Here is a 21,385-nt window from a genome sequence, read left to right as displayed (position 1 = left end):
CGGCGCGGGAACGGGCTGAGCGGTTCCGGGCCGGGAAAAACGTCGATTATACCGCCCGTGCGGGCCCGCACGGCCGGTCTCTCGCGGGCCGGGGCCCGCAACGACGGCGTATCAGGGTTTCGCGCCGGCGGCGGGCGCCGCGGCACCCGCCGGCGGCACGTCGGTCACGAAGCCGATCCGCGTGAGGCCCGCGGCCTGCGCGGCGCCCATCACCTGCGCGATCACGTCGTAGCGCGTCGCGCGCGACGCGCGCAGCCGCAACTCGGGCGGCGCGGCGCCCGCGGCGGCGGCCCGGAAGCGCGCGGGCAGCGCGTCGAGCGCCACGGGCGCGTCGTCCCAGTAAAGCTTGCCCGCGTCGTCGATCGACAGCGTGACGGATTGCGGCGTGTCGCGCGCGACGCTCGCCGCCACCTTCGGCAGGTCGAGCCGGATCGCGTGCGTCATCAGCGGCGCGGTGATGATGAAGATGACGAGCAGCACGAGCATCACGTCGATCAGCGGCGTCATGTTGATCTCCGCCATCGGCGCGGACGTCTTGTGGTGCTCGAGCCCGCCGAATGCCATGGTCGTTCCTCCGGGGCCGGCGCGTCAGGCGCCCTGCGCGCACACGAATACGTGCAGATCGCGCGCGAAGCCGTCGAGTTCCTCGGCAAGCTGCCGGACGAGCCGGCCGAGGATGTTGTACGCGAGCACCGCGGGAATCGCGACGACCAGCCCGAACGCGGTCATGATCAGCGCCTCGCCCACCGGGCCCGCGACGTTCTCGATCTGCGCCTGCCCGCTCGCGGCGATGCTGCCGAGCGCGTGGTAGATACCCCACACGGTGCCGAGCAGCCCGACGAACGGCGCGGTGCTGCCGATCGACGCGAGCAGCACCTGGCCGAATTCGAGGCGCCGCTGCGAGCGCAGCATCGCGTGCCGCAACGCGCGCAGCACGCGTTCGCCGCGCTCGACGCGCGCGGCCAGCGCGGCCGGGTCGTGGTCGTCGGCCGCGTCGCGCGCGGCTTCGGCGAGCGGCACGAACACGCGCTCGCGATCGGCGCCGGCCAGCGCGGCGATGCCCGCGTCGAGCGACGGCGCGCGCCAGAACGCGGCGAGCGCGCGCGGCCCCTGCCGCTTCGCGCGGACCAGCAGCCAGGCTTTCATGAAGAGGAAGCACCAGCTGGCGACGGACATCGCCAGCAGCACATAGGCGACGGCGTGCGTGATCGCATCGCCGCTTTCGAGGTAGTGGACAACGCCGGTGGGAATCGCCATCGGAGTTTCCTCGCGGGTGTCAGCGCAGGCCGAGCACGTCCTGCATGTCGAACAGGCCGGCGCCGCGCGCCGACAGGAAGCGCACCGCACGCAACGCGCCCTGCGCGTACGACACGCGGCTCGACGACTTGTGCGTGATCTCGATGCGCTCGCCGATCCCGGCGAACAGCACGGTGTGATCGCCGACGATATCGCCGCCGCGCACCGCCGCAAAGCCGATCGACGACGGATCGCGCTCGCCCGTCACGCCGTGGCGGCCGTACACCGCGCAGTCGTCGAGCGAGCGGCCGAGCGCGCCGGCGACGGCTTCGCCCATCATCAGCGCGGTGCCCGACGGCGCGTCGACCTTGTGGCGGTGATGCGCCTCGATGATCTCGATGTCGTAGCCGTGCGAGAAATGCTTCGCCGCGAATTCGAGCAGCTTCAGCGTGACGTTCACGCCGACGCTCATGTTCGCCGCGAACACGATGCCGATCTTGCCCGCGGCGGCCTGCAACTCGGCCTTCTGCTCGGCGGTGAAGCCGGTCGTGCCGATCACGAGCTTCACGTCGTGGCGCAGCGCGGCCTCGATGTGGGCCATCGTGCCTTCCGGACGCGTGAAATCGATCAGATAGTCGGCCTGCGCGAACACGGCGTCGAGATCGTCGGTCAGCTTGATCCCGGTGTCCTTGCCGAGAAACGCACCGGCGTCCTGGCCGAGGAACGGCGAACCGGCGCGGTCGAGCGCGCCGACGAGCTGCGCGTCGGCATCGTTGAGAACGGCTTCGATCAGCATCCGGCCCATTCGGCCCGATGCGCCGGCAATCGCAATCTTCATGGCTTTCTACACGACAGGTCTAAAGGCGGGCGGCGCATGCCGCCCCGTTTCCGCACGCCGGCCGCTTACTGCGCCGGTGCGGTGAGCGGCTGGTTCTGCAGGTTGTCCGAGCCTTGCGGGCCGACCGGCGGCGACGCCTCGTTCGACACGTTCGGCTGCGGCGGACGATGGAACTGGAACTGCGGCTGGATCGCCGGCGCGGCGCCCGGCGGCTGGCCGCCCGGCACCGGCGCGCCGCCCGAGGCCTGCGCGGCCGGCGTGAACCGGCGCGACGCCGCACCCTGCCCCGACACCTGGTTGGTCGCGCGGTTCGCCGCGCGCGCCGCCTGGGCGTTCGCATCCTGGTCGACCACCGCGCCCGGCGCCGGCTCGGTGGCCGGGCTCGCGGCGGCGGCAGCCTGCGCGGCGCTCGCGGCCGCAGCGGCTTCGGACGCCTTCTTCGCCGCGGCAGCGGCCTTCGCCTTCTTGCCGCCGCGGTCGCCGTCGATGTCGGCCAGCAGGTCGAGCTCGGACGGCAGGTTGTCGGCGCCGCTCCAGCTCGCGACGCGATCGCCCGAGAAGTTGATGACGAGGTCGCGCTGCTGGACGATCGACGTCGAGCCGCGCTTGAAGTAGAAGAGGTAATCCCAGCGATCCGCGTGGAACATGTCCGCCAGCAGCGGCGTGCCGAGCAGCGCGCGGACCTGCTCGCGCGTCATGCCGACCTGCAGCTGGGCGGCCTTCTCCTGCGACACGAAGTTGCCTTGCACGACGGTGATCCGATACGGCGTGATGCTCTGCGCGATGCGCTGCGTCACGCTGTCGTACGACGAACAACCCGCCAGCGCGACAACGGCGGCGGCAGCGATGATGGCACTCCGCATGCGACTCCTCTGAAAGTGCGAAAGCGATTCTGGGATCATTTCCTTCACCGTGCTGGCCCGCGTACAGGCCGCGCGTATATCTGGAACGGCGAAAAGCCGGTAACATTGAAGCCCTGCATTGTACTCTAGGGATGCCTAGCCATGACCAATCCGACGGATCTCAAGAATATCGGGCTAAAGGCCACCCTACCGCGCCTCAAGATTCTCGAGATCTTCCAGCAGAGCCCCGTACGCCACCTGACGGCCGAAGACGTCTACCGCAACCTGCTCAACGAACAGCTCGACATCGGGCTCGCCACCGTCTATCGCGTGCTCACGCAGTTCGAGCAGGCCGGCCTGCTGTCGCGCAGCAACTTCGAATCCGGCAAGGCGGTGTTCGAGCTGAACGAAGGCTCGCACCACGACCACCTCGTGTGCCTCGATTGCGGCCGCGTCGAGGAATTCTTCGACGCCGAGATCGAGAGCCGCCAGCAGGCGATCGCGAAGGAGCGCGGCTTCCGGCTCCAGGAGCACTCGCTCGCGATGTACGGTTCGTGCACGACCGAGAACTGCCCGCACCGCAAGCACTGAATCGCGCCACCCGCGCACGCGGCACGGCCCGGCCGGCATCTCGCCGCCCGGGCCGTGTGCTTTTTCGGCGCGCCTGCCGCGCGACCGGAATGCTTACGAAAGCCCTTCTACTCCCTCGCAGACCGGCTCGAACGCCAGCGTCCACGCGTGCTCCAGCGGGATCTCGTCGCAGTTCGGCTGCGGCCCGCCGCGATCGACGATCACGAAATCGCTGACCGCATCGAGCGCGAGCAGCGGATGATGCCAGACGCCCTTCGCATAATTGACGCCCTGCCAGCCCTCGGCCAGGAACGCGCGCATCGCATCGGGCCGGAACTCGCCGGCCGGCGCGACGACGATCGCATAACGCGACACCGCCGCGAGCGGGATGAACGCCTGGCTGCCGTGCGGATGGCGCTCCATCAGCGTGATCGCCACCGGCAGCGCGCGCGGCTGCGCGCGAAACACGCTGACGAGCGGCCGGCCGCCGTCCGCGCACACGTCGATCGTCGCGAGATCGTGAAAGCGCTCGGTCGTGCCGCCGTTGATCGGGAAATGCCGCGCGCCTTCGAGCGCGATCACGTCGCCGAACGGCGCGAACGCTTCGCGGGTCAGGCGCTCGACGCGCAGGATCGGAGTTCCGCTCATGCCGCCCCCCTCCCTCAAGCCGGCTCGCCCCACAGACGCAGGCGCGACACGCCGCCGTCCGGGAAGATGTTGAACCGCACGTGCGTGACGGGGCCGAGCGCCGCGAGCGCGTCGAACGTGTGCACGTGGTCCATCTGCAGCTTCTGCTCGCCGAGCAGTTCGGCCCAGAACATCGCCTGCGTGACGAGCGAATCGTCGGTGCCGCCCGTGACGTGCGCGGCCTGCAGCGAGCAGCGGTCGGGGAAATTGCCCTTGAAGAACGCCGTATCGACCTCGACGCGCCGGATGATGCCCGGCCGCGCGAGCGCGACGATCGCCCAGTCGTTGCCGGGCTCGCGGCGGCGCCGCGTTTCCCAGCCGTCGCCCATGTTCGCGCCGCGCCCCGGCATCAGCATCTGCGAGGCCGGGCCGAAGTGCTGGTTGTTCGCGGCCACGAGATAACCGCCGTTCTCGATCGCCGCGAGATCGACGAGCTCGCCGGCCGGCACGTGGCGCCAGTCGCGCTGCGGCTGGCCGTACACACGCAGCCGCGCAAGCCCGCCGTCCGGGTACAGGTTCACGCGCAGATGCGTGACCGGCCGCGCATCGTCGACGCTCACGTAATGGTGCGAATTGCCCTGCAGCGTCGTCGCGGGCACGATCGTGCGCCATTCGGCGTCGTCGGGCGGCGTGTCGCCGTCCACCGCGCAGGCCTCGATCGACGCGGCCGGCGGAAAGTTGCCGGTGAAGTGGCTCGTATCGAGGTCGACGCCGTAAATCACGCCCGGCCGCGCGAGGCGCACCACGCAGAAGTCATGGCCGGTCGTGCGCTTGCGGCGCGTTTCCCAGCCGTCCATCCACTTGCCGTGGTCGTCGTACTTGCCGGGAATGAACACGGCCGGCTCGGGATTGAGCATGCGCTCCTTGGGCGCGAAGAATTCGTCGCTGGCAAAGAGCGCCTGCGCGCCGAGGCGCGGGTCGGCGAGGTTCATGTAGCGCCGCGTGAAAGCCGGCGCGTTCGGATCGAGGATGGGGGCTGCCATGTCGTCTCCATTGTTTTGAGAAGCGCCGGCGCGTCGGCGCGCCGGCCGCGTGAAGGTCGGTCGCACGGGGTGGCCGGGCGGCCGGCCAAGGGCGCCCGGCCAGGGAACCCGCGCCGCGCGAGCGTCGGGGTCAGAGCGCGTGGGCCTGGTCGCCTGCGACGGGGGCGGCGCTGCCGGGCGCGTCGGCCACGTAGCGCAGTTCGCGATTCAGCACGCGCGTCGCGCGGGCGCGGTCGATGTCGTTCTCCCACACCGCGACCACCACCGTCGCGACGCAGTTGCCGATCAGGTTGGTCAGCGCGCGGGCGATGCCGACGAACCAGTCGACCGGCAGGATCAGCACGAGGCCGAGCACGGGAATCGCGGGAATCGCCGACAGCGTCGCCGCGAGGATCACGATGGCCGAGCCCGGGATGCCGTGCGCGCCCTTCGACGTGACGAGCGACACGAGCAGCACGACGATCAGGTCGTGCGTGGACAGCGGCGTGTTGGTGGCCTGCGCGATGAACAGCACGGCGAGCGTCAGGTAGATCGAGAAGCCGTCGAGGTTGAACGAATAGCCGGTCGGGATCACGAGGCCGACGGTCGAATCCTTGATGCCCATGTATTCGAGCTTGCTCATCACCTGCGGCAGCACCGCGTCGGACGACGCCGTGCCGAGCACGATCGACAGCTCCTCGCGCAGGTAGCGGATCAGCTTGAACACGGAGAAGCCCGCGAGCCGCATCACGACGCCGAGCACGACCGTGACGAACACGAAGCAACTCAGGTAGAACACCGCCACCAGATAGCCGAGCTGCTTGAGCGACGCGACGCCGTACTTGCCGGTCGTGAACGCGATCGCGCCGAGCACGCCGAGCGGTGCGAGCTTGATGATGAAGCCGATGATCCGGAAGAACACGTGCGACAGCTCCTCGATCAGCGAGTTGACGCGCTGCGCCTTGTCGCCGAGCAGCGACAGTGCCGAGCCGAACAGCACCGCGAACACGAGGATCTGCAGGATGTCGCCCTTCGCGAACGCGTCGATCGCGGTGTCGGGGATGATCTTCATCAGGTAGCCGGCCGTGTCCTTCAGGCTTTCGGCGTTCTTCGCGTACGTCGACAGCGACGCCGCGTCGAGCGAGCGCAGGTCGATGTTCATCCCGACGCCCGGGCGCGTGAACCACGCGAGCACGAGCCCGATGCCGAGCGCGAGCGTCGTCATCACCTCGAAGTAGACGACGGCCTTCAGGCCGACCCGGCCGACCTTCTTCAGGTCGCCTGCGTTGGCCATCCCGCTCACCACGACGCAGAACACGATCGGGCCGATCACCATCTTGATGAGCTTTAGGAAGCCGTCGCCGAGCGGACGCAGCGACTCGGCGAAGTGCGGGAAGAACGCGCCGAGCGCGACCCCCAGTATCAAGGCGACGACTACCCGGCCAAACAGCGAATTAAGGAATTTCGACACGGCGCTCTCCCGATCCAACGGTTGCAGTTTCGTCTGTTCATACTGGTAAGACCAGTGATGTTATGGTGGATAGTAGGAAGCCGATATAGTGGCGTCAAGGACGGACAAAATAGGGATTTCCCGCCCCCGCGCCCGTGCTTCCGGGGCCCGAAAGGAGGCGGATCGTGGCTTTCCCGTACGGCCGCGTGCACCGCCTGCGTGCGGATTACAATGCCGGTCAGACCGGCCATCGTTCACATCATGAGAAATGTTCCGCATACCGTGACCGACGCCGCCATCGCGACGATCCGCGACCGGATCGAGGCAGGCGTGTATCCGGTCGGCAGCCTGCTGCCGGCCCAGCGCCAGCTCTCCGAGGAGCTGGAGATCAGCCGCGCGTCGCTGCGCGAGGCGCTGTCGACGCTCGAGGCGCTCGGGATGCTGCGCATCCGCGCGGGCAAGGGCGTGTACGTCGAAAGCGCGCAGGCGTCGGCCGCGCATCCGTGGCAATTCGCCGAGCAGTCGTCGCCGCCCGACACCTACCAGATGCGCTATGCGCTCGAAGGCTTCGCCGCGCGGATGGCCGCGCACGTCGTCAGCGACGCAGACATCGCATGGTTCGAGGACAACCTCGCGGACCTGCACGTCGCGCTGACCGACAGCGCGCTCGACGAGGCATCGCGGCTCGACTTCGACTTCCACATGCGGATCATCCATCTGGCCGGCAACGCGGCGATCGAGTCGATCCTGCGCAGCAGCGCGGACATCATGAAGGAAAGCCAGCGCATGCCGTTCTACCGGCGCGAGCTGCTGCTGTCGACGTGGCACGAGCACCGCGCGATCGTCGACGCGCTGATCGCGCGCGACGCGGCCGCCGCCGGCACCGCGATCGAAACGCACATCGCGAACGCCGCACAGCGCGCGGGCGTCTTCTTCCCGACACCCGGCGCGTAATCCTTCCGCGCCGCCGCGCGGCCGTACCGGTCACCGCTCTGACCGATCGCGATGCGCCAGCATGCGGTCGATGAACGCGCGCGCCGCGACGCTGCGGCACGCGGCGGGTCACGCAGTGATGCGGCGGGCCGGCAATCCGGCAGTCCGTTTCCACCGCACGACAAAAAGGCACGCACCGCGCATCGCGGGCGTGCCTTTTTGCCAAGGGCGCTGCTGCCGTCGCGCGCTAACGCTGCCCCGTCACGCGGCCTCGTTCGCGAAATCGATCAGCACCTTCATCGCACGCTGGCGATCGCCGGCCAGTTCGAATGCGAGGTTCGCATCGCGCATCGGGAACACGCGCGTGACGGCCGGCCGCAGGTCGACGCGCCCCGCGTTGATCAGTTGCACCGCCAGCGCGAATTCCGCGTGAAAGCGGAACGAGCCGCAGATCGACAGCTCCTTCGCGACCACCACGTTCTGCGGCAGGCTCACGTCGCCGCCGAGCCCGAGCTGCACGACGACGCCGCGCGGCCGCATCACGTCCAGCCCGTCGCGCAGCGCGCGCGCATTGCCCGAACATTCGATCATCACGTCGAACGTGCCCTTGTCGGCGCCGTAGCGCTCGACCCAACCGGCATCGGCCGCCGCGTTGATCGTGCGGTCCGCGCCGAGCGCGCTCGCCACCGCGAGCGGCGCGTCGACGACATCGGTCGCGACGATCTCCGCGGCGCCGTGCACGCGCGCCGCCGCGACCGCCAGCACGCCGATCGGCCCGCAACCCGACACGAGCACGCGCTTGCCGATCAGCGGGCCCGCGCGCGACACCGCATGCAGGCCGACCGCGAACGGCTCGGCGAGCGCCGCGAGCGACAGCGGCACGTGATCGGCGACCTTCACGCACTGCACCGCGTCGCACACGAGCGCATTGCGGAACGCACCCTGCACGTGCGGCATCCGCATCGCGCTGCCGTAGAAGCGCATGTCGAGACACTGGTTCGGCAGCCCTTCGAGACAGTAGCGGCAGGCGCCGCACGGCCGGCTCGGGTTGACCGCGACGCGATCGCCGACTTTCACCGACGTCACGTCCGGAGCCACCTCCGCGACGGTGCCGGCGACCTCGTGGCCGAGCACCATCGGCTGCTGCAACCGGATCGCGCCGAAGCCGCCATGCCGGAAGTAATGCAGGTCGGAGCCGCAGATGCCACCCATCGCGACGTCGACGCGCACCTGGCCCGGGCCGATCTCGCCGGCGCCCTGCTCCTCGACCCGCAGGTCGTTCGGCCCGTGAATCACGACACACATGCAACGCATACGCATGACACGCTCTCCTCGTTAGACGGCGCTGGTCAGGCCGCCGTCGACGAACAACGTCTGGCCGTTCACGAAATCGGACGCGGCCGACGCGAGGAAGATCGCCGCGCCGCACAGCTCGTCGACCTGCCCCCAGCGGCCGGCCGGCGTGCGCTTGCACAGCCAGTCGGAAAACGCCGCGTCGTCGACCAGCGCGCGATTCAGCTCGGTTTCGAAATAGCCGGGCGCGAGGCCGTTCGCCTGGATGCCGTGGCGCGCCCAGTCGGCGCACATTCCTTTGGTCAGCATTCGCACCGCGCCCTTGGTCGCCGCATACGGCGCGATCGTCGGCCGCGCAAGCTCGCTCTGCACCGAGCAGATGTTGATGATCTTGCCGCGACCGCGCGCGATCATGTGCCGCGCGACCGCCTGCGCGACGTTGAACACGCCGTCGAGATTCACGCGCATCAGCGCATGCCAGTCGTCCGGGTCGAATGCGTCGAGCGGCGCACGGCGCTGGATGCCCGCGTTGTTCACGAGGATGTCGATCGCGCCGACGCGCGCCTCGAAGTCGTCGATCGCCGCGCGTACCTGCGCGTGCTCGGCCACGTCGAACACCGCATGGTCGGCCGCGAAGCCTTCGTCGCGGAACTGGCGCGCGAGCGTCGCCGCCTTCTCTTCATTGCGATCGTTGATGACGATCGCCGCGCCGGCTTCCGCGAGCCCGCGGGCGAGCGTCAGCCCGATCCCGCGGCCGGAACCGGTAATCAGCGCGCGGCGGCCGTCGAGGCGGAACCGGTCAAGCGCGTTAGCCATGGATGTCTCCTCGTGCCGGTCGAGCCGGCTGCCCATCGCGGCCGGTCTCGCATCGACGGTATCTTCGGCCGCCGGCCGGGTCCGCGCCAATGGTCTTTTTTGATCCGGTTATCATGAAAACTGATTACCGCCTTCTCGCACCCGCCGCCCCAATGGAACTCAAGCAATTGCGCGCCTTCGTCACGCTCGCGGAAGAGCTGCATTTCGGGCGCGCCGCGCAGCGCCTGTGCATCGTGCAGCCCGCGCTGAGCATGCAGATCAAGGCGCTCGAGGCGGAACTCGGCGCGCGCCTGTTCGAGCGCGACCGGCACAAGGTCGAATTGAGCGACACCGGGCGCGTGTTCCTGCCCGAAGCGCGGGCGACGCTGCAGCAGGCCGCGCGCGCGGAACAGATCGCGCGGCGGTCGAGCCGCGGCGAAATCGGCACGCTGCGGATCGCGTTCGTGTCGTCGGTCTTGCCGGCGCTGTTGCCGGCCGTGCTGCGCACGATGCGCGAGCGCTATCCGTTGATCGCGCTCGAGCTGAAGGACATGCCGACGCCCGACCAGATCGCCGCGCTGCGCGAGCGCCGGATCGATTTCGGGATGATCCGGCTGCCGGCCGCCTACGCGGGCATCGACACGCGCGTGGTGCTCGAGGAAGGCTTCGTCGTCGCGCTGCCGCTCGACCATCCGCTGGCCGCGCACGATGCGATTTCACCGGCCGCGCTGCGCGGCGAGCCCACGTTCGTGCTCGCGCGCCGCTACGCGCCCGGCTTTCACGACGAGATGCTGCTCGCATTGAGCCGCGCGGGCACGACGCTCGACATTGCGCAGGAGTTCGGGGAATTCACGACGATGCTCGCGCTCGTCGCGGCCGGGATGGGGATCGGGCTGATCCCGGCGGAAGCGGCCAGCGCGCTGCCGCCGAACGTGCTCGCGCGGCCGCTCGACCTGGCCGGCCACCGCAGCGGCATCGGGCTCGCGTGGACGGATCTCGACAGCCCGCTCAAGCGCGCGTTCGTCGATGCGATCGGGTAGGTGACGGCGGATTCTCGGCCAGAAAAAGAGCGTGCTCAAATTTCCGTAGATGTCGCGCACCGATGCACGTCAATCGTCCAAGTAAGCACAAGTGTCGCCTACGCACGAAAACGGCCACGGTGCATATGAACTTCATTCGGTATCGGTACGGCGATCTCACTCGAAAAAGCATAGGTCTAACATGGCAACCAACGAAAACATCAGAGAGCGAAATTTTTACTCAGGTTCCGAATCCGAGTTACCGTATTTAGTTAAACAGTACAGTACGTTCCAACTTCCTCATCCCCCTAGCATCCCTGGCTTAATCAACGGCGTGCTGGTTGCAGTCGAAATCGAGAATCGCCTCCGACATCTGGCCATGTTAGTTGACGCGGCAACCGATGCCTATCAAGCCAAGGAAATATTCAAATACTTTTTCACGGTCGAAGCGGTGCTCCTGTCCATGCGCCGAGTAATCGACGATCTTGTGATGTCGCTTTACTGCAGATCCCGATCAGAAGAAATAGCGAGAACTCGGCGCATTGAGGTCGACGGATATGGGATGCTATTTCGTTCCGGCAGGCCGACCGCGTTTGGCGCTGAAATTATCCGTGAGTACATTCGACCGAATGAAGAAATCGCCGAGATCCTCATAGAGTTATCGAATTCGTATAAGCACAGCTATCTACTGCCCGAAGCACGCGCATGGGGCGCCGACGTTCCGACAGTACTTGCTATCCATGCCCATCGAAACGACTATTCAAAGTCCATAACCATTCACAATCACAGCTTGGGGCAACTGGTAATTGGTTTCAATTCACTAATTCAACGAATCGTACAAAACTCGCGCAAGCATAACGTCTCGGAAAATGGAGACAAGGACGCTATCTAACGCTTAGCTGTCAACCGATGCCGATGATTATCGGCAGACCTACGCCCCGTTTCTGTCCGCCGGTCACCTTGGCGTCAAATGTTCGTTCTTCTAGGCGACCACCATCAATTTTTGACCGAACGCGGACGACCAGCCCCATGCTCTCCGAGAGGTTACGCCGGGCAATAAAAAACCCGGCCGGGAAACCCCGGGCCGGGTTCGTTCGCCACGCCGGCCGCCTTGCGGCGGCCGCGCGACGTGCACGATTACTTCGCGTTCGCGAATGCGACAGCCGTATCGAGCATGCGGTTCGAGAAACCCCACTCGTTGTCGTACCAGCTCGACACCTTCACGAGACGGCCCGACACCTTGGTCAGCGTCGCGTCGAACGTCGACGAAGCCGGGTTGTGGTTGAAGTCGATCGACACCAGCGGTGCGTCGTTGTAGCCGAGGATGCCCTTCAGCGCGCCTTCCGATGCTTCCTTCATGATCGCGTTGACTTCCTCGACCGTCGTGTCGCGCTTCGCGATGAACGACAGGTCGACGATCGACACATTGATCGTCGGGACGCGGATCGCGTAGCCGTCGAGCTTGCCGTTCAGTTCCGGCAGCACGAGGCCGACGGCCGATGCGGCACCCGTCTTCGTCGGGATCTGGCTGTGCGTGGCCGAACGCGCGCGGCGCAGGTCTTCGTGATAGACGTCCGTCAGCACCTGGTCGTTCGTGTACGCGTGGATCGTCGTCATCAGGCCGGTTTCGAGGCCGATCTTGTCGTTCAGCGGCTTGACGAGCGGCGCGAGGCAGTTCGTCGTGCACGATGCGTTCGAGATGACCGTGTGCTCGGCCTTCAGCACGTCGTGGTTCACGCCGTAGACGATCGTCGCGTCGACGTCCTTGCCGCCCGGCGCCGAGATGATTACCTTCTTCGCGCCGCCCTTCAGGTGCGCGCTCGCCTTTTCCTTCGTCGTGAAGAAGCCCGTGCATTCCATCACGACGTCGACACCCAGCTCGCCCCACGGCAGTTCGGCCGGGTTGCGGTTCGCGAGCACGCGGATCTTGTCGCCGTTCACGACGAGGTAGTCGCCGTCGACCGACACGTCGCCCGGGAACTTGCCGTGCGCGGTGTCGTACTGGGTCAGGTGCGCGTTGGTCTTCGCATCGCCCAGGTCGTTGATCGCGACGATCTCGAGATCGTGCTTCTTGCCGTTTTCATAGAACGCGCGCAGCGTGTTGCGGCCGATACGGCCGTAGCCGTTGATTGCGACGCGAATCGTCATGGTCTATCTCCTGATGGCTGAAAAAATTCGTTTCGTGCAGCTTCACGGTGCGACGCGCGCAACGGGTGGCGCGCGTCGCGTATGCTTTCAGGCCAGCACGGCCTTCACGGTCTCGACGACGTGCTCGACGGTGAAACCGAAGTACTTGAACAGCACGCCGGCCGGCGCCGATTCGCCGAACGTGTCGATCCCGACGACGCCGCCCTCGAGGCCGACGTACTTGTGCCAGAAGCTCGTCACGCCCGCTTCGATCGCGACGCGGCGCACGCCGTGCGGCAGCACGCGTTCGCGGTATTCGGCGTCCTGGCGATCGAACACGTTGGTCGACGGCATCGACACGACGCGGGCCGCGATGCCCTGTTGCGCGAGCGGCTCGACGGCCTTCATCGCGAGTTCGACTTCCGAGCCCGTCGCGATCAGGATGATCTTGCGCGCGACGATTTCCTCGTCCCAGTCCTTCAGCACGTAGCCGCCCTTCTCGATGTTCGCGATCTGCGCATCGGTACGCGGGTTGAACGCAAGGTTCTGACGGCTGAAGATCAGGCTCGACGGACGATCGGCGGCGACCGCGTGGGTCCACGCGACGGCCGTCTCGACCGTGTCGGCAGGACGCCACACGTCGTGGTTCGGGATCAGGCGCAGGCTCGACACGTGCTCGATCGACTGGTGCGTCGGGCCGTCTTCGCCGAGGCCGATCGAATCGTGCGTGAACACGAAGATCGACGGCACCTTCATCAGCGCGGCCACGCGCAGCGCGTTGCGGCTGTAGTCGGAGAACGTCAGGAACGTGCCGCCGAACGGCTTGTGGCCGCCGTGCAGCGCGAGGCCGTTGATCGCGGCGCTCATGCCGAATTCGCGCACGCCGTAGTTGATGTGGTTGCCGAGCAGCACGCCCGCGCCTTCCGGATTCGCGCGCACCGCCTTCGACGCCTTCCAGTTGGTCAGGTTCGAGCCGGTCAGATCGGCCGAGCCGCCGAGCAGCTCGGGCAGCGCGGCGGCGAGGCCTTCGATCGCCTGCTGCGACGCCTTGCGGGTCGCGACCGTCTCGGCGCGCTCGTTCGCGCCGGCGATGATCGCCGCGGCCTTCTCGGCCCAGTCGGCCGGCAGCTTGTTCGCCATCCGGCGCTCGAATTCGGCCGCTTCCGCCGGGAACTTCGCGCGATAGGCCGCGAACGTCGCGTCCCATTCGGACTCGGCCCGCTTGCCGGCTTCCTTCGCGTCCCAGGCCGCATAGACTTCCTGAGGAATCACGAACGGCTCCCACTTCCAGCCGAGCGCTTCGCGCGTCTTCGCGATTTCTTCCGCGCCGAGCGCCGCGCCGTGCACGTCGTGGCCGCCGGCCTTGGTCGCCGCGCCCTTGCCGATCACCGTCTTGCAGCAGATCAGCGTCGGCTTGTCCGACAACTTCGCCTTCGCGATGGCCGCGTCGACCGCGTCGACGTCGTGGCCGTTCACGTTCGGGATCACGTTCCAGCCGTACGCTTCGAAGCGCTTCGGCGTGTCGTCGTGGAACCAGTTCACGACGTCGCCGTCGATCGAGATGCCGTTGTCGTCGTACAGCGCGATCAGCTTGTTCAGCTTCAGCGTGCCCGCGAGCGAGCAGGCTTCGTGCGAGATGCCTTCCATCAGGCAGCCGTCGCCGAGGAACACGTACGTGTGGTGATCGACGATCTTCGCGCCGTCACGGTTGAACTCGTCGGCCATCAGCGCTTCGCCGAGCGCCATGCCGACCGCGTTCGCGAGACCCTGGCCGAGCGGGCCGGTGGTCGTCTCGACGCCCGGCGTGATCCCGTATTCCGGGTGGCCCGGCGTCTTCGAGTGCAGTTGGCGGAAGTTCTTCAGCTCTTCGATCGGCAGGTCGTAGCCGGTCAGGTGCAGCAGCGAGTACAGCAGCATCGAGCCATGGCCGTTCGACAGCACGAAACGGTCGCGGTCGGCCCAGTGCGGGTTCGCCGGATTGTGCTTCAGATGGCGCGACCAGAGCGCGACGCCGATTTCGGCCATGCCCATCGGCATGCCCGGGTGACCGGAGTTCGCTTGCTGGACGGCGTCCATCGCGAGCGCACGGATCGCGTTGGCCATCAAGGTGGTGGAGGCGGGAGACGAAGTCGTCATGTCGAGTCCGGAGAACGAGTCGAGGAAACGGGGGCACGGCGGCATCCGGAAGCTCGAGCGTCAATCGTTCCCGGCGCGCGGTGCGGCGCCTGACGGACGCGAAGCGGACGGAGCCAACGGACGGGGCTGCAAAGCTCGTCATTTTAACAGATGGGCCGGCATTTCCCTTGTCGGCGCGTCGTGTTCCGGCACGGTTTTCCGCCAAACCGCCCGCCTCCTATAATTCAGGCGTCGGAACTGCCCGCCTCCCGCGGCCCCACCCGTGAGCACGACCCTTCTCTTCCATCCCACGCCCAACGCCGCCTACGGCTTCCCGAACGCGCGCCGGCTCGCGCACGTGGCGTCGCCGCACCAGCGCATCGAAGTGTGGGAAACGCCGCAACTCGGCCGCCTGTTCACGCTGGACGGCCGGCCGATGACGTCGGTCGGCGACGAGTACGTGTATCACGAGTGCATGACGCACCCGGCCGCGCTCGCGCATCCGGCGCCGAAGAAAGCGCTCGTGCTCGGCGGCGGCGACGGCGGCGCGGCGCGCCAGTTGCTCAAGCACGCGTGCATCGAACGGATCGTGATCGCCGAGCTCGACCACGAGGTGGTCGGGATGGCGCGCCGCTATCTCGACGACGTGCACCAGGGCGCGCTCGACGACCCGCGCGTCGAGGTCGTGATCGGCGACGCCGCGCACTTCGTCGATTCGACGGTCGAACATTTCGATCTCGTGGTGTTCGACCTCACGCCGCCCGATTCGCCGGCGGCCGGCCTCTATACGCGTGCGTTCTACGCGCGGCTCAAGCGAATCCTCACGCGCTGCGGCGCGATCTCGATGCATCTCGGCTCGCCGGTGTTCCATGCCGCGCGCATCGCCGCGCTGCTCGACGATCTGCGCGCGAGCTTCGCGGTCGTCGACCCACTGTCGGCGCACGTGCCGCTGTACGGCTCGCAGTGGCTGATGGCGATCGCGAGCGACACGCTCGATGCGGCCGCGCTGTTCGCGCACGACGTGGACGAACGGCTCGCGGCCCGCCGCGTCGACGGCTTGCGCTACTACGATGCGCGGCTGCATGCGTCCCTCTTTGCCCTGCCCCGCGCGCTGCGCGATACACTGGGCGTTCGCCGCTGAACCTCGGCACGCCGCGCAACGTTCCGTCGTTCCAGCATGAGACCGGCGCAGGCGCCGCGGCGCCGATACCGTGCAACAGGAGATCTTCATGACCGATCCACGTCCGGCCAACGTGCCTTGGTTGACGCCCTACCTGACCGTGCGCAACGCGCGCGCGGCCATCGAGTTCTTCCAGGCCGCATTCGGCTTCACGGTACGCGACGTGCACGACGAGGACGGCGCGATCATGCACGTCGAGATGGCCTATCGCGGCCAGTTGATCGTGATGTTCGCGCCCGAGGGCGCGTTCGGCTCGCCCGCGCTCACGCCGAAGCGCGCGAACGCCACCGCGCCGCAATCGTTCTATCTGTATGTCGACGACGTCGACGCCACCTGGCAGCGCGCGCTCGACGCGGGCGCGAAATCGCTGAGCGCGCCGCAGGATCAGTTCTGGGGCGACCGGTTCGCGCAGATCGAGGATCTCGACGGCTACCGCTGGGCGCTCGGGTGCCGTCTCGACGCATGACCGAAACCGCCACACGCATGAATGAAGCCACCACCACCGCGGCCGTGCCGCGCTTTTTCGTCGACGCCGCGCCGCGCGCCGATGCCCCGCTCGCATTGCCGGCCGACGTCGCGCGCCACGTGCAGGTGCTGCGCCTGCAGCCCGGCGACGCGCTCGCGCTGTTCGACGGCACGGGCGGCCAGTACCGCGCGCGGCTCGTCGAGGTCGACAAGCGCGGCGCGCTCGTGCAGGTCGATACGTTCGAGCCCGCCGAGGCCGAGCCGCCGTATCGCGTGACGCTCGCGCAGGGCATCGCCGGCGGCGACAAGATGGACTGGGTGATCGAGAAAGCCGTCGAGCTCGGCGTCGCGGCGGTCGTGCCGCTGTCGACCGCGCGCGGCGTCGTGAAGCTCGCCGGCGAACGGGCGGACAAGCGCGTCGCGCACTGGCGCGGCGTCGTGCGCGCGTCGTGCGAACAGTGCGGACGCAACCGCGTGCCCGACGTCGCGCCGGTGGCCGGCTTCCACGCATGGCTCGACGCGCTGCCGGCCGCGCCGGCCGACGGCGAACTGCGGCTGCTGCTGTCGCCGCGCGCGAGCATCCCGTTCGCGTCGCTGCCCGACGCGCCGCCCGCGGGCGCCGTCACGCTGCTGATCGGCCCGGAGGGCGGGCTGTCGCCGGACGAGGAAAATGCGGCCCGCGCACGCGGGTTCACCGCGTTGTCGCTCGGGCCGCGCGTGCTGCGTACCGAGACGGCCGGCGCGGCCGTGCTCGCGGCGCTGGCGGCACGCTGGGGCGGGTGGTGATCGGCGACCGCGAGCGATTCGCTCCGGCTCGACTTCAACGCGCGGATCGTCTCAGGTTCATTCCGCGGCGATGAATTGCGTTGTCGTGTACGAGACGATCCGTGCAAGCGCATGCTCGTCGCCGGCATCGCTGCAATGACGTGAAGTACGCCCATCGGGCGTACGGCGCACTCGCCGATTCAGTCGCCAGATGCACAAAAACCCGCGCAATGGCGGGTTTTCGAGACGCTGCGCACCGGATTCCGGTGCCGGCGGCGAACAACGACCGGAAGCTGCGACAACGCGGCGTGCCGGCCCGCCGACGCGCTTACGCGAACGAGTAGAACACGCGGAACGCGACCTTGCGCTCGGCCCAGAACTCGGCCGCCTCGCGGAACACGTCGAGCAGCGTTTCGCGCCCTTCCTTGTCGAATTTCTGCGCGATCGGCAACCCTTCGAGGACGATCACGAAACCAGGCTGCGCGCCGGCCTTCGCGACGAGATCGGTGAGGCAATCGTACAGCGCGTCGTAGTTCTTCCCGAAATGCTTCGGAAACAGGAACGAGGTCGCGATCGTTTCCATCACTTCCTGCTTCGACTGCGCGGCGCCGCAATACGCATACAGGAAATGCTGGCCGAGCCGACCGGCTTCGTCGGCGAGATCCTGCACGCGGAACGCGCGGATCGACTGCACGAGATTGGGTCGCACGGTCGTGAAAAGGCTCATAGGCTCCTCGTTCGATGAAAGCCCGGGCTCGGCTTCCTGTTGCTCCGGCGTGCCACCGGCCTGCGCCGCCGCGTGCAGCTGAATCACACGCTGAAACAGATTGCCGTCGCCGGCCGCGAACAGATCCGCCGCCGCCGTATCGTGCGCGTAGATGGAGTCGCTCATGCCATTCGTCCCGAAGTCATTCAACAATACGTTTAAAACTGTTGTAGTGGTCGCCCGTGTAATAACAGTTGTCGATCCGGCGCAACGGCCCGCCACAGACGATCCGGCGCGCGCCGCGATTGCGCGCACGCGGCGTCGGCACCGTGTACTCATGGTAGTAGCCGCGCTTCGCCTTCGGCAGGATCCGCTCGCGGTTGCCGAACACGACGCCGTCTTTCTCGTACGGATAGGGGCCGCCGGCGCTGATCAGGCCCAGCGTGGTCACGGCCTCGCGCGGAAGACTGGCAGTCGGGATCGTATCGAGCCCGCTGGCGGCCACGTCGGCCGGAACGGCCTCCCGTGCGTAAGCGGCGGAAACCAGACTGCCCGTCGGCGTGCCGACGATACCCATCGCGAACATCGCGAAGACGGACGCGAGCGCGCCGTTGCGGAGCCACTTGCGTGCCATGAACCAGGGTTCCCGCTGTTAAATCAAGTAGTTGACGACCAACAAAGGCGTTAGCGTAGCGTTATTGGCCGCGCGAATCAATGTCCGTTTGGGAATCGAAAGCCACGCGACGCCCCGAATTCCGCATTTTTTACCGAAATTGCACTACATTTATCTTACATAGGATAAAATGCGTGCGGCATCTTTCGTATGGCAAGACCTGCCTCCTTGCCACACTCGCTACCCGGAGTGGAAAGATGCTGCTGTTGCTTATGGGAAGCGCGGTTGCGCCCTGCCCGCGGCGTGCCCCTTGCGGGCACGCCTCTTTTTGCCTTTGTTTACAATTTCGCCCGGCGCGCGGCCCCGGTTCGACCGGCGCCGCGCGTTCGTGTCGGCTCAGCGCGCGGCGTTGACGTCGGCCACCAGCAGCGCCGCCATGTTGACGATGCGACGAACGGTCGCCGATTCGGTCAGCACGTGCACCGGCTGCGCGGCGCCCAGCAGGATCGGCCCGATCGCGATGTTGTTGCCGGCGGCCGTCTTCAGCAGGTTGTACGCGATGTTCGCGGCGTCGATGTTCGGCAGGATCAGCAGGTTCGCTTCGCCTTCCAGCGTCGATTCCGGCAGGATCTCCTTGCGCAGCGCCGCGTCGAGCGCCACGTCGCCGTGCATTTCGCCGTCCACCTTCAGCTCCGGCGCGGTTTCCTGCAGGATCGCGAGCGTATCGCGCATCTTCTTCGCCGAAGGTGCGTTGCTCGTGCCGAAATTCGAGTGCGACACCAGCGCGACCTTCGGTTCGATGCCGAAGCGGCGCACTTCTTCGGCGGCCATGATCGTGATCTCGGCCAGCTCCTCCGGGGTCGGATCGACGTTCACGTGCGTATCGACGAGGAAAATCTGGCGGCCCGGCAGCACGAGGCCGTTCATCGCCGCGTACACGCTGCAGCCCGGGCGCTTGCCGATCACCTGGTCGATGAAGTGCAGGTGGCGGTGCGTGGTGCTGATCGTGCCGCAGATCATCCCGTCCGCTTCGCCCTTCTTCACCAGCATCGAGCCGATCAGCGTCGTCCGACGGCGCATTTCGACACGCGCGAGCTGCTCGCTGATGCCCTTGCGCGCCATCATCTTGTAGTACGTCTGCCAGAAGTCGCGGTAGCGCTCGTCGTGCTCGGTGTTGACGACCGTGAAATCGGTGCCCGGCGTCAGGCGCAGGCCGTAGCGCTGGATACGGTGCTCGATCACCGACGGGCGGCCGATCAGGATCGGCTTCGCGAGTTTTTCGTCGACGATGATCTGAACGGCGCGCAACACGCGCTCTTCCTCGCCTTCCGCGAACACCACGCGCTTCTTCTCTTCCGGCGCGGCGCGCGCGATCTGGAAGATCGGCTTCATCGTCGTGCCGCTGTGGTACACGAACTGCTGCAGGTGCTGCTTGTACGCGTCCATGTCCTCGATCGGGCGCGTCGCGACGCCGCCGTCCATCGCGGCCTGCGCGACGGCCGGTGCGATCTTCACGATCAGGCGCGGATCGAACGGCTTCGGAATCAGGTATTCGGGCCCGAACGACAGATCCTGGATGCCGTACGCGGTCGCGACGATGTCGCTCTGCTCGTGCTGCGCGAGCTCGGCGATCGCGTTCACGGCGGCGATCTCCATTTCGCGCGTGATCGTCGTCGCGCCGACGTCGAGCGCGCCGCGGAAGATGAACGGGAAGCACAGGACGTTGTTGACCTGGTTCGGGTAATCGGTGCGGCCGGTGGCCAGCACGGCGTCCGGGCGCACCTCGAGCGCGAGTTCCGGCAGGATTTCCGGCGTCGGGTTCGCGAGCGCGAGGATCAGCGGGCGCTCGGCCATGCCCTTCACCATCTCCTGCTTCAGCACGCCGGCGGCCGACAGGCCGAGGAAGATGTCCGCGCCGTCGATCACCTCGGCGAGCGTGCGGGCGTCGGTTTCGCGCGCGAAACGCTCCTTGTCCGGATCCATCAGCTCGGTGCGGCCCTTGTAGACCACGCCGGCCAGGTCGGTCACCGTGATGTTCTCGAGCGGCAGCCCGATGTCGACCAGCAGGTCCAGGCACGCGAGCGCGGCCGCGCCCGCGCCGGACGCGACGAGCTTGACCTTCTTGATGTCCTTGTTGACGACCTTCAGGCCGTTCGTGACGGCCGCGGCCACAACGATCGCGGTGCCGTGCTGGTCGTCGTGGAACACCGGAATCTTCATCCGCTTGCGCGCTTCGCGCTCGACGATGAAGCAGTCCGGCGCCTTGATGTCCTCGAGGTTGATCCCGCCGAAGGTCGGCTCCAGCGCGGCGATCACGTCGACGAGCTTGTGCGGGTCCGACTCGTTCAGCTCGATGTCGAACACGTCGATGCCCGCGAACTTCTTGAACAGCACGGCCTTGCCTTCCATCACCGGCTTCGACGCGAGCGGGCCGATGTTGCCGAGACCGAGCACCGCCGTGCCGTTCGTGACGACGCCGACCAGGTTGCTGCGCGCGGTGAAGCGCGCGGCGTTCAGCGGATTCTCGACGATCTCCTCGCACGCGAACGCCACGCCCGGCGAATACGCGAGCGCGAGGTCGCGCTGGTTGATCATCTGCTTGGTCGGGGCGATCGCGATTTTGCCGGGGGTCGGAAATTCGTGATAGTCGAGCGCGGCTTCGCGGAGCTTGGCTTTGGAGGAGGCTTGGGTAGACATGTGTCTCGTGACGGGCGGATTAGAATAACTGTTCGACGGCATTGTAGCGCCAATCACCGGCCGCCAGACCGGCGATTCGGGTGCGACAGTCG

At 67.3% G+C, this 21,385-nt stretch carries 21 protein-coding genes; 7 read left to right on the top strand and 14 right to left on the bottom strand.

The genetic code is table 11. The features are described 5' to 3' along the window. Nucleotides 1-111: 111 nt before the first annotated feature. From CFB35_RS02865 to CFB35_RS02850, 4 genes are all read right to left on the bottom strand, one after another. On the bottom strand, nucleotides 112-564 hold the full coding sequence (locus tag CFB35_RS02865) for a biopolymer transporter ExbD (RefSeq protein WP_089464531.1): 453 nt from the start codon (nucleotides 562-564) through the stop codon (nucleotides 112-114). Between the two features lie 24 nt (nucleotides 565-588). Continuing rightward, complete coding sequence (locus CFB35_RS02860; RefSeq protein ID WP_059581034.1) at nucleotides 589-1,257, bottom strand: MotA/TolQ/ExbB proton channel family protein; 669 nt, start codon at nucleotides 1,255-1,257, stop codon at nucleotides 589-591. A gap of 19 nt (nucleotides 1,258-1,276) precedes the next feature. Beyond that, nucleotides 1,277-2,074, bottom strand: coding sequence for a 4-hydroxy-tetrahydrodipicolinate reductase (gene dapB / locus CFB35_RS02855; protein WP_059581032.1), 798 nt, complete (start codon nucleotides 2,072-2,074; stop codon nucleotides 1,277-1,279). Nucleotides 2,075-2,139: 65 nt separating this feature from the next. Beyond that, nucleotides 2,140-2,937, bottom strand: a complete 798-nt coding sequence (locus tag CFB35_RS02850; RefSeq protein WP_059581029.1) for an outer membrane protein assembly factor BamE — start codon at nucleotides 2,935-2,937, stop codon at nucleotides 2,140-2,142. Between the two features lie 141 nt (nucleotides 2,938-3,078). On the opposite strand from CFB35_RS02850, the gene fur reads away from it, so the two are divergent. Continuing rightward, a complete protein-coding gene (fur, locus tag CFB35_RS02845) occupies nucleotides 3,079-3,507 on the top strand; it encodes a ferric iron uptake transcriptional regulator (protein ID WP_006400349.1) in 429 nt (142 codons plus the stop codon). Nucleotides 3,508-3,600: 93 nt separating this feature from the next. Here fur and CFB35_RS02840 read toward each other — a convergent pair whose 3' ends face one another. The 3 genes from CFB35_RS02840 to CFB35_RS02830 all read right to left on the bottom strand — a co-directional run bounded on the left by CFB35_RS02840 (nucleotide 3,601) and on the right by CFB35_RS02830 (nucleotide 6,606). Further along, entirely contained in the window at nucleotides 3,601-4,134 is a 534-nt protein-coding gene (locus CFB35_RS02840; protein WP_059581027.1) for an ureidoglycolate lyase, read from the bottom strand. A gap of 14 nt (nucleotides 4,135-4,148) precedes the next feature. Then, on the bottom strand, nucleotides 4,149-5,156 hold the full coding sequence (alc, locus tag CFB35_RS02835) for an allantoicase (RefSeq protein ID WP_059581025.1): 1,008 nt from the start codon (nucleotides 5,154-5,156) through the stop codon (nucleotides 4,149-4,151). Nucleotides 5,157-5,286: 130 nt separating this feature from the next. Beyond that, nucleotides 5,287-6,606, bottom strand: coding sequence for a C4-dicarboxylate transporter DctA (locus CFB35_RS02830; RefSeq protein WP_059581022.1), 1,320 nt, complete (start codon nucleotides 6,604-6,606; stop codon nucleotides 5,287-5,289). A 210-nt stretch (nucleotides 6,607-6,816) separates the two neighbouring features. Here CFB35_RS02830 and CFB35_RS02825 point away from each other — a divergent pair, with 210 nt between their 5' ends. Next, nucleotides 6,817-7,539: a FadR/GntR family transcriptional regulator gene (locus tag CFB35_RS02825; protein WP_179231710.1), complete on the top strand. Its 723-nt coding sequence runs from the start codon at nucleotides 6,817-6,819 to the stop codon at nucleotides 7,537-7,539. Nucleotides 7,540-7,779: 240 nt separating this feature from the next. Here CFB35_RS02825 and CFB35_RS02820 read toward each other — a convergent pair whose 3' ends face one another. Together CFB35_RS02820 and CFB35_RS02815 are read right to left on the bottom strand one after the other, a co-directional pair. Then, entirely contained in the window at nucleotides 7,780-8,838 is a 1,059-nt protein-coding gene (locus CFB35_RS02820) for an L-idonate 5-dehydrogenase (RefSeq protein WP_089464530.1), read from the bottom strand. Between the two features lie 15 nt (nucleotides 8,839-8,853). Then, nucleotides 8,854-9,627 carry an SDR family NAD(P)-dependent oxidoreductase gene (locus CFB35_RS02815; protein ID WP_059581203.1) on the bottom strand — a complete coding sequence of 258 codons (774 nt, stop codon included), beginning with the start codon at nucleotides 9,625-9,627 and terminating at the stop codon, nucleotides 8,854-8,856. A 152-nt stretch (nucleotides 9,628-9,779) separates the two neighbouring features. Between CFB35_RS02815 and CFB35_RS02810 the strand changes: the two genes are divergently transcribed. Then, nucleotides 9,780-10,646: a LysR family transcriptional regulator gene (locus CFB35_RS02810; protein WP_059608822.1), complete on the top strand. Its 867-nt coding sequence runs from the start codon at nucleotides 9,780-9,782 to the stop codon at nucleotides 10,644-10,646. A 181-nt stretch (nucleotides 10,647-10,827) separates the two neighbouring features. Next, on the top strand, nucleotides 10,828-11,517 hold the full coding sequence (locus CFB35_RS34080; protein WP_143328687.1) for a hypothetical protein: 690 nt from the start codon (nucleotides 10,828-10,830) through the stop codon (nucleotides 11,515-11,517). Nucleotides 11,518-11,762: 245 nt separating this feature from the next. Here CFB35_RS34080 and gap read toward each other — a convergent pair whose 3' ends face one another. Together gap and tkt are read right to left on the bottom strand one after the other, a co-directional pair. Then, entirely contained in the window at nucleotides 11,763-12,773 is a 1,011-nt protein-coding gene (gap, locus tag CFB35_RS02805) for a type I glyceraldehyde-3-phosphate dehydrogenase (protein ID WP_059581011.1), read from the bottom strand. Nucleotides 12,774-12,860: 87 nt separating this feature from the next. Beyond that, nucleotides 12,861-14,933: a transketolase gene (gene tkt / locus CFB35_RS02800; RefSeq protein ID WP_059581007.1), complete on the bottom strand. Its 2,073-nt coding sequence runs from the start codon at nucleotides 14,931-14,933 to the stop codon at nucleotides 12,861-12,863. 217 nt (nucleotides 14,934-15,150) lie between these two features. On the opposite strand from tkt, the gene speE reads away from it, so the two are divergent. The 3 genes from speE to CFB35_RS02785 all read left to right on the top strand — a co-directional run bounded on the left by speE (nucleotide 15,151) and on the right by CFB35_RS02785 (nucleotide 17,298). Further along, a complete protein-coding gene (gene speE / locus CFB35_RS02795; RefSeq protein WP_059581005.1) occupies nucleotides 15,151-16,008 on the top strand; it encodes a polyamine aminopropyltransferase in 858 nt (285 codons plus the stop codon). Nucleotides 16,009-16,096: 88 nt separating this feature from the next. After that, nucleotides 16,097-16,513, top strand: a complete 417-nt coding sequence (locus CFB35_RS02790) for a glyoxalase/bleomycin resistance/extradiol dioxygenase family protein (RefSeq protein ID WP_059581002.1) — start codon at nucleotides 16,097-16,099, stop codon at nucleotides 16,511-16,513. A gap of 17 nt (nucleotides 16,514-16,530) precedes the next feature. Continuing rightward, a complete protein-coding gene (locus CFB35_RS02785) occupies nucleotides 16,531-17,298 on the top strand; it encodes a 16S rRNA (uracil(1498)-N(3))-methyltransferase (protein WP_059581201.1) in 768 nt (255 codons plus the stop codon). 307 nt (nucleotides 17,299-17,605) lie between these two features. On the opposite strand, the gene CFB35_RS02780 is transcribed toward CFB35_RS02785, so the two are convergent. The 3 genes from CFB35_RS02780 to CFB35_RS02770 all read right to left on the bottom strand — a co-directional run bounded on the left by CFB35_RS02780 (nucleotide 17,606) and on the right by CFB35_RS02770 (nucleotide 21,335). Beyond that, nucleotides 17,606-18,169 carry a barstar family protein gene (locus CFB35_RS02780; protein WP_059581000.1) on the bottom strand — a complete coding sequence of 188 codons (564 nt, stop codon included), beginning with the start codon at nucleotides 18,167-18,169 and terminating at the stop codon, nucleotides 17,606-17,608. Between the two features lie 16 nt (nucleotides 18,170-18,185). Continuing rightward, nucleotides 18,186-18,617: a ribonuclease domain-containing protein gene (locus CFB35_RS02775; RefSeq protein WP_060312627.1), complete on the bottom strand. Its 432-nt coding sequence runs from the start codon at nucleotides 18,615-18,617 to the stop codon at nucleotides 18,186-18,188. 375 nt (nucleotides 18,618-18,992) lie between these two features. Further along, a complete protein-coding gene (locus CFB35_RS02770) occupies nucleotides 18,993-21,335 on the bottom strand; it encodes an NADP-dependent malic enzyme (protein ID WP_319001459.1) in 2,343 nt (780 codons plus the stop codon). Nucleotides 21,336-21,385: the final 50 nt, after the last annotated feature.

Source organism: Burkholderia sp. AU16482 (assembly GCF_002223285.1).
GTDB classification, from domain to species: Bacteria; Pseudomonadota; Gammaproteobacteria; order Burkholderiales; family Burkholderiaceae; genus Burkholderia; species Burkholderia semiarida.
Note: the sequence above shows the minus strand (reverse complement) of the source record. Positions and strands in the feature narration are given on the sequence as shown.

What these genes read in the sequence shown, in the direction of transcription:
- CFB35_RS02860 (WP_059581034.1), bottom strand. Translation starts at nt 1,257, where the DNA reads ATGGCGATTCCCACCGGCGTTGTCCACTACCTCGAAAGCGGCGATGCG.
- CFB35_RS02790 (WP_059581002.1), top strand. Translation starts at nt 16,097, where the DNA reads ATGACCGATCCACGTCCGGCCAACGTGCCTTGGTTGACGCCCTACCTG.
- CFB35_RS02865 (WP_089464531.1), bottom strand. Translation starts at nt 564, where the DNA reads ATGGCATTCGGCGGGCTCGAGCACCACAAGACGTCCGCGCCGATGGCG.
- dapB (WP_059581032.1), bottom strand. Translation starts at nt 2,074, where the DNA reads ATGAAGATTGCGATTGCCGGCGCATCGGGCCGAATGGGCCGGATGCTG.
- fur (WP_006400349.1), top strand. Translation starts at nt 3,079, where the DNA reads ATGACCAATCCGACGGATCTCAAGAATATCGGGCTAAAGGCCACCCTA.
- CFB35_RS02770 (WP_319001459.1), bottom strand. Translation starts at nt 21,335, where the DNA reads ATGCCGTCGAACAGTTATTCTAATCCGCCCGTCACGAGACACATGTCT.
- CFB35_RS02840 (WP_059581027.1), bottom strand. Translation starts at nt 4,134, where the DNA reads ATGAGCGGAACTCCGATCCTGCGCGTCGAGCGCCTGACCCGCGAAGCG.
- CFB35_RS34080 (WP_143328687.1), top strand. Translation starts at nt 10,828, where the DNA reads ATGGCAACCAACGAAAACATCAGAGAGCGAAATTTTTACTCAGGTTCC.
- alc (WP_059581025.1), bottom strand. Translation starts at nt 5,156, where the DNA reads ATGGCAGCCCCCATCCTCGATCCGAACGCGCCGGCTTTCACGCGGCGC.
- CFB35_RS02780 (WP_059581000.1), bottom strand. Translation starts at nt 18,169, where the DNA reads ATGAGCGACTCCATCTACGCGCACGATACGGCGGCGGCGGATCTGTTC.
- gap (WP_059581011.1), bottom strand. Translation starts at nt 12,773, where the DNA reads ATGACGATTCGCGTCGCAATCAACGGCTACGGCCGTATCGGCCGCAAC.
- tkt (WP_059581007.1), bottom strand. Translation starts at nt 14,933, where the DNA reads ATGCCGCCGTGCCCCCGTTTCCTCGACTCGTTCTCCGGACTCGACATG.
- CFB35_RS02815 (WP_059581203.1), bottom strand. Translation starts at nt 9,627, where the DNA reads ATGGCTAACGCGCTTGACCGGTTCCGCCTCGACGGCCGCCGCGCGCTG.
- CFB35_RS02785 (WP_059581201.1), top strand. Translation starts at nt 16,531, where the DNA reads ATGAATGAAGCCACCACCACCGCGGCCGTGCCGCGCTTTTTCGTCGAC.
- CFB35_RS02850 (WP_059581029.1), bottom strand. Translation starts at nt 2,937, where the DNA reads ATGCGGAGTGCCATCATCGCTGCCGCCGCCGTTGTCGCGCTGGCGGGT.
- CFB35_RS02820 (WP_089464530.1), bottom strand. Translation starts at nt 8,838, where the DNA reads ATGCGTATGCGTTGCATGTGTGTCGTGATTCACGGGCCGAACGACCTG.
- CFB35_RS02825 (WP_179231710.1), top strand. Translation starts at nt 6,817, where the DNA reads ATGCCGGTCAGACCGGCCATCGTTCACATCATGAGAAATGTTCCGCAT.
- CFB35_RS02810 (WP_059608822.1), top strand. Translation starts at nt 9,780, where the DNA reads ATGGAACTCAAGCAATTGCGCGCCTTCGTCACGCTCGCGGAAGAGCTG.
- CFB35_RS02775 (WP_060312627.1), bottom strand. Translation starts at nt 18,617, where the DNA reads ATGGCACGCAAGTGGCTCCGCAACGGCGCGCTCGCGTCCGTCTTCGCG.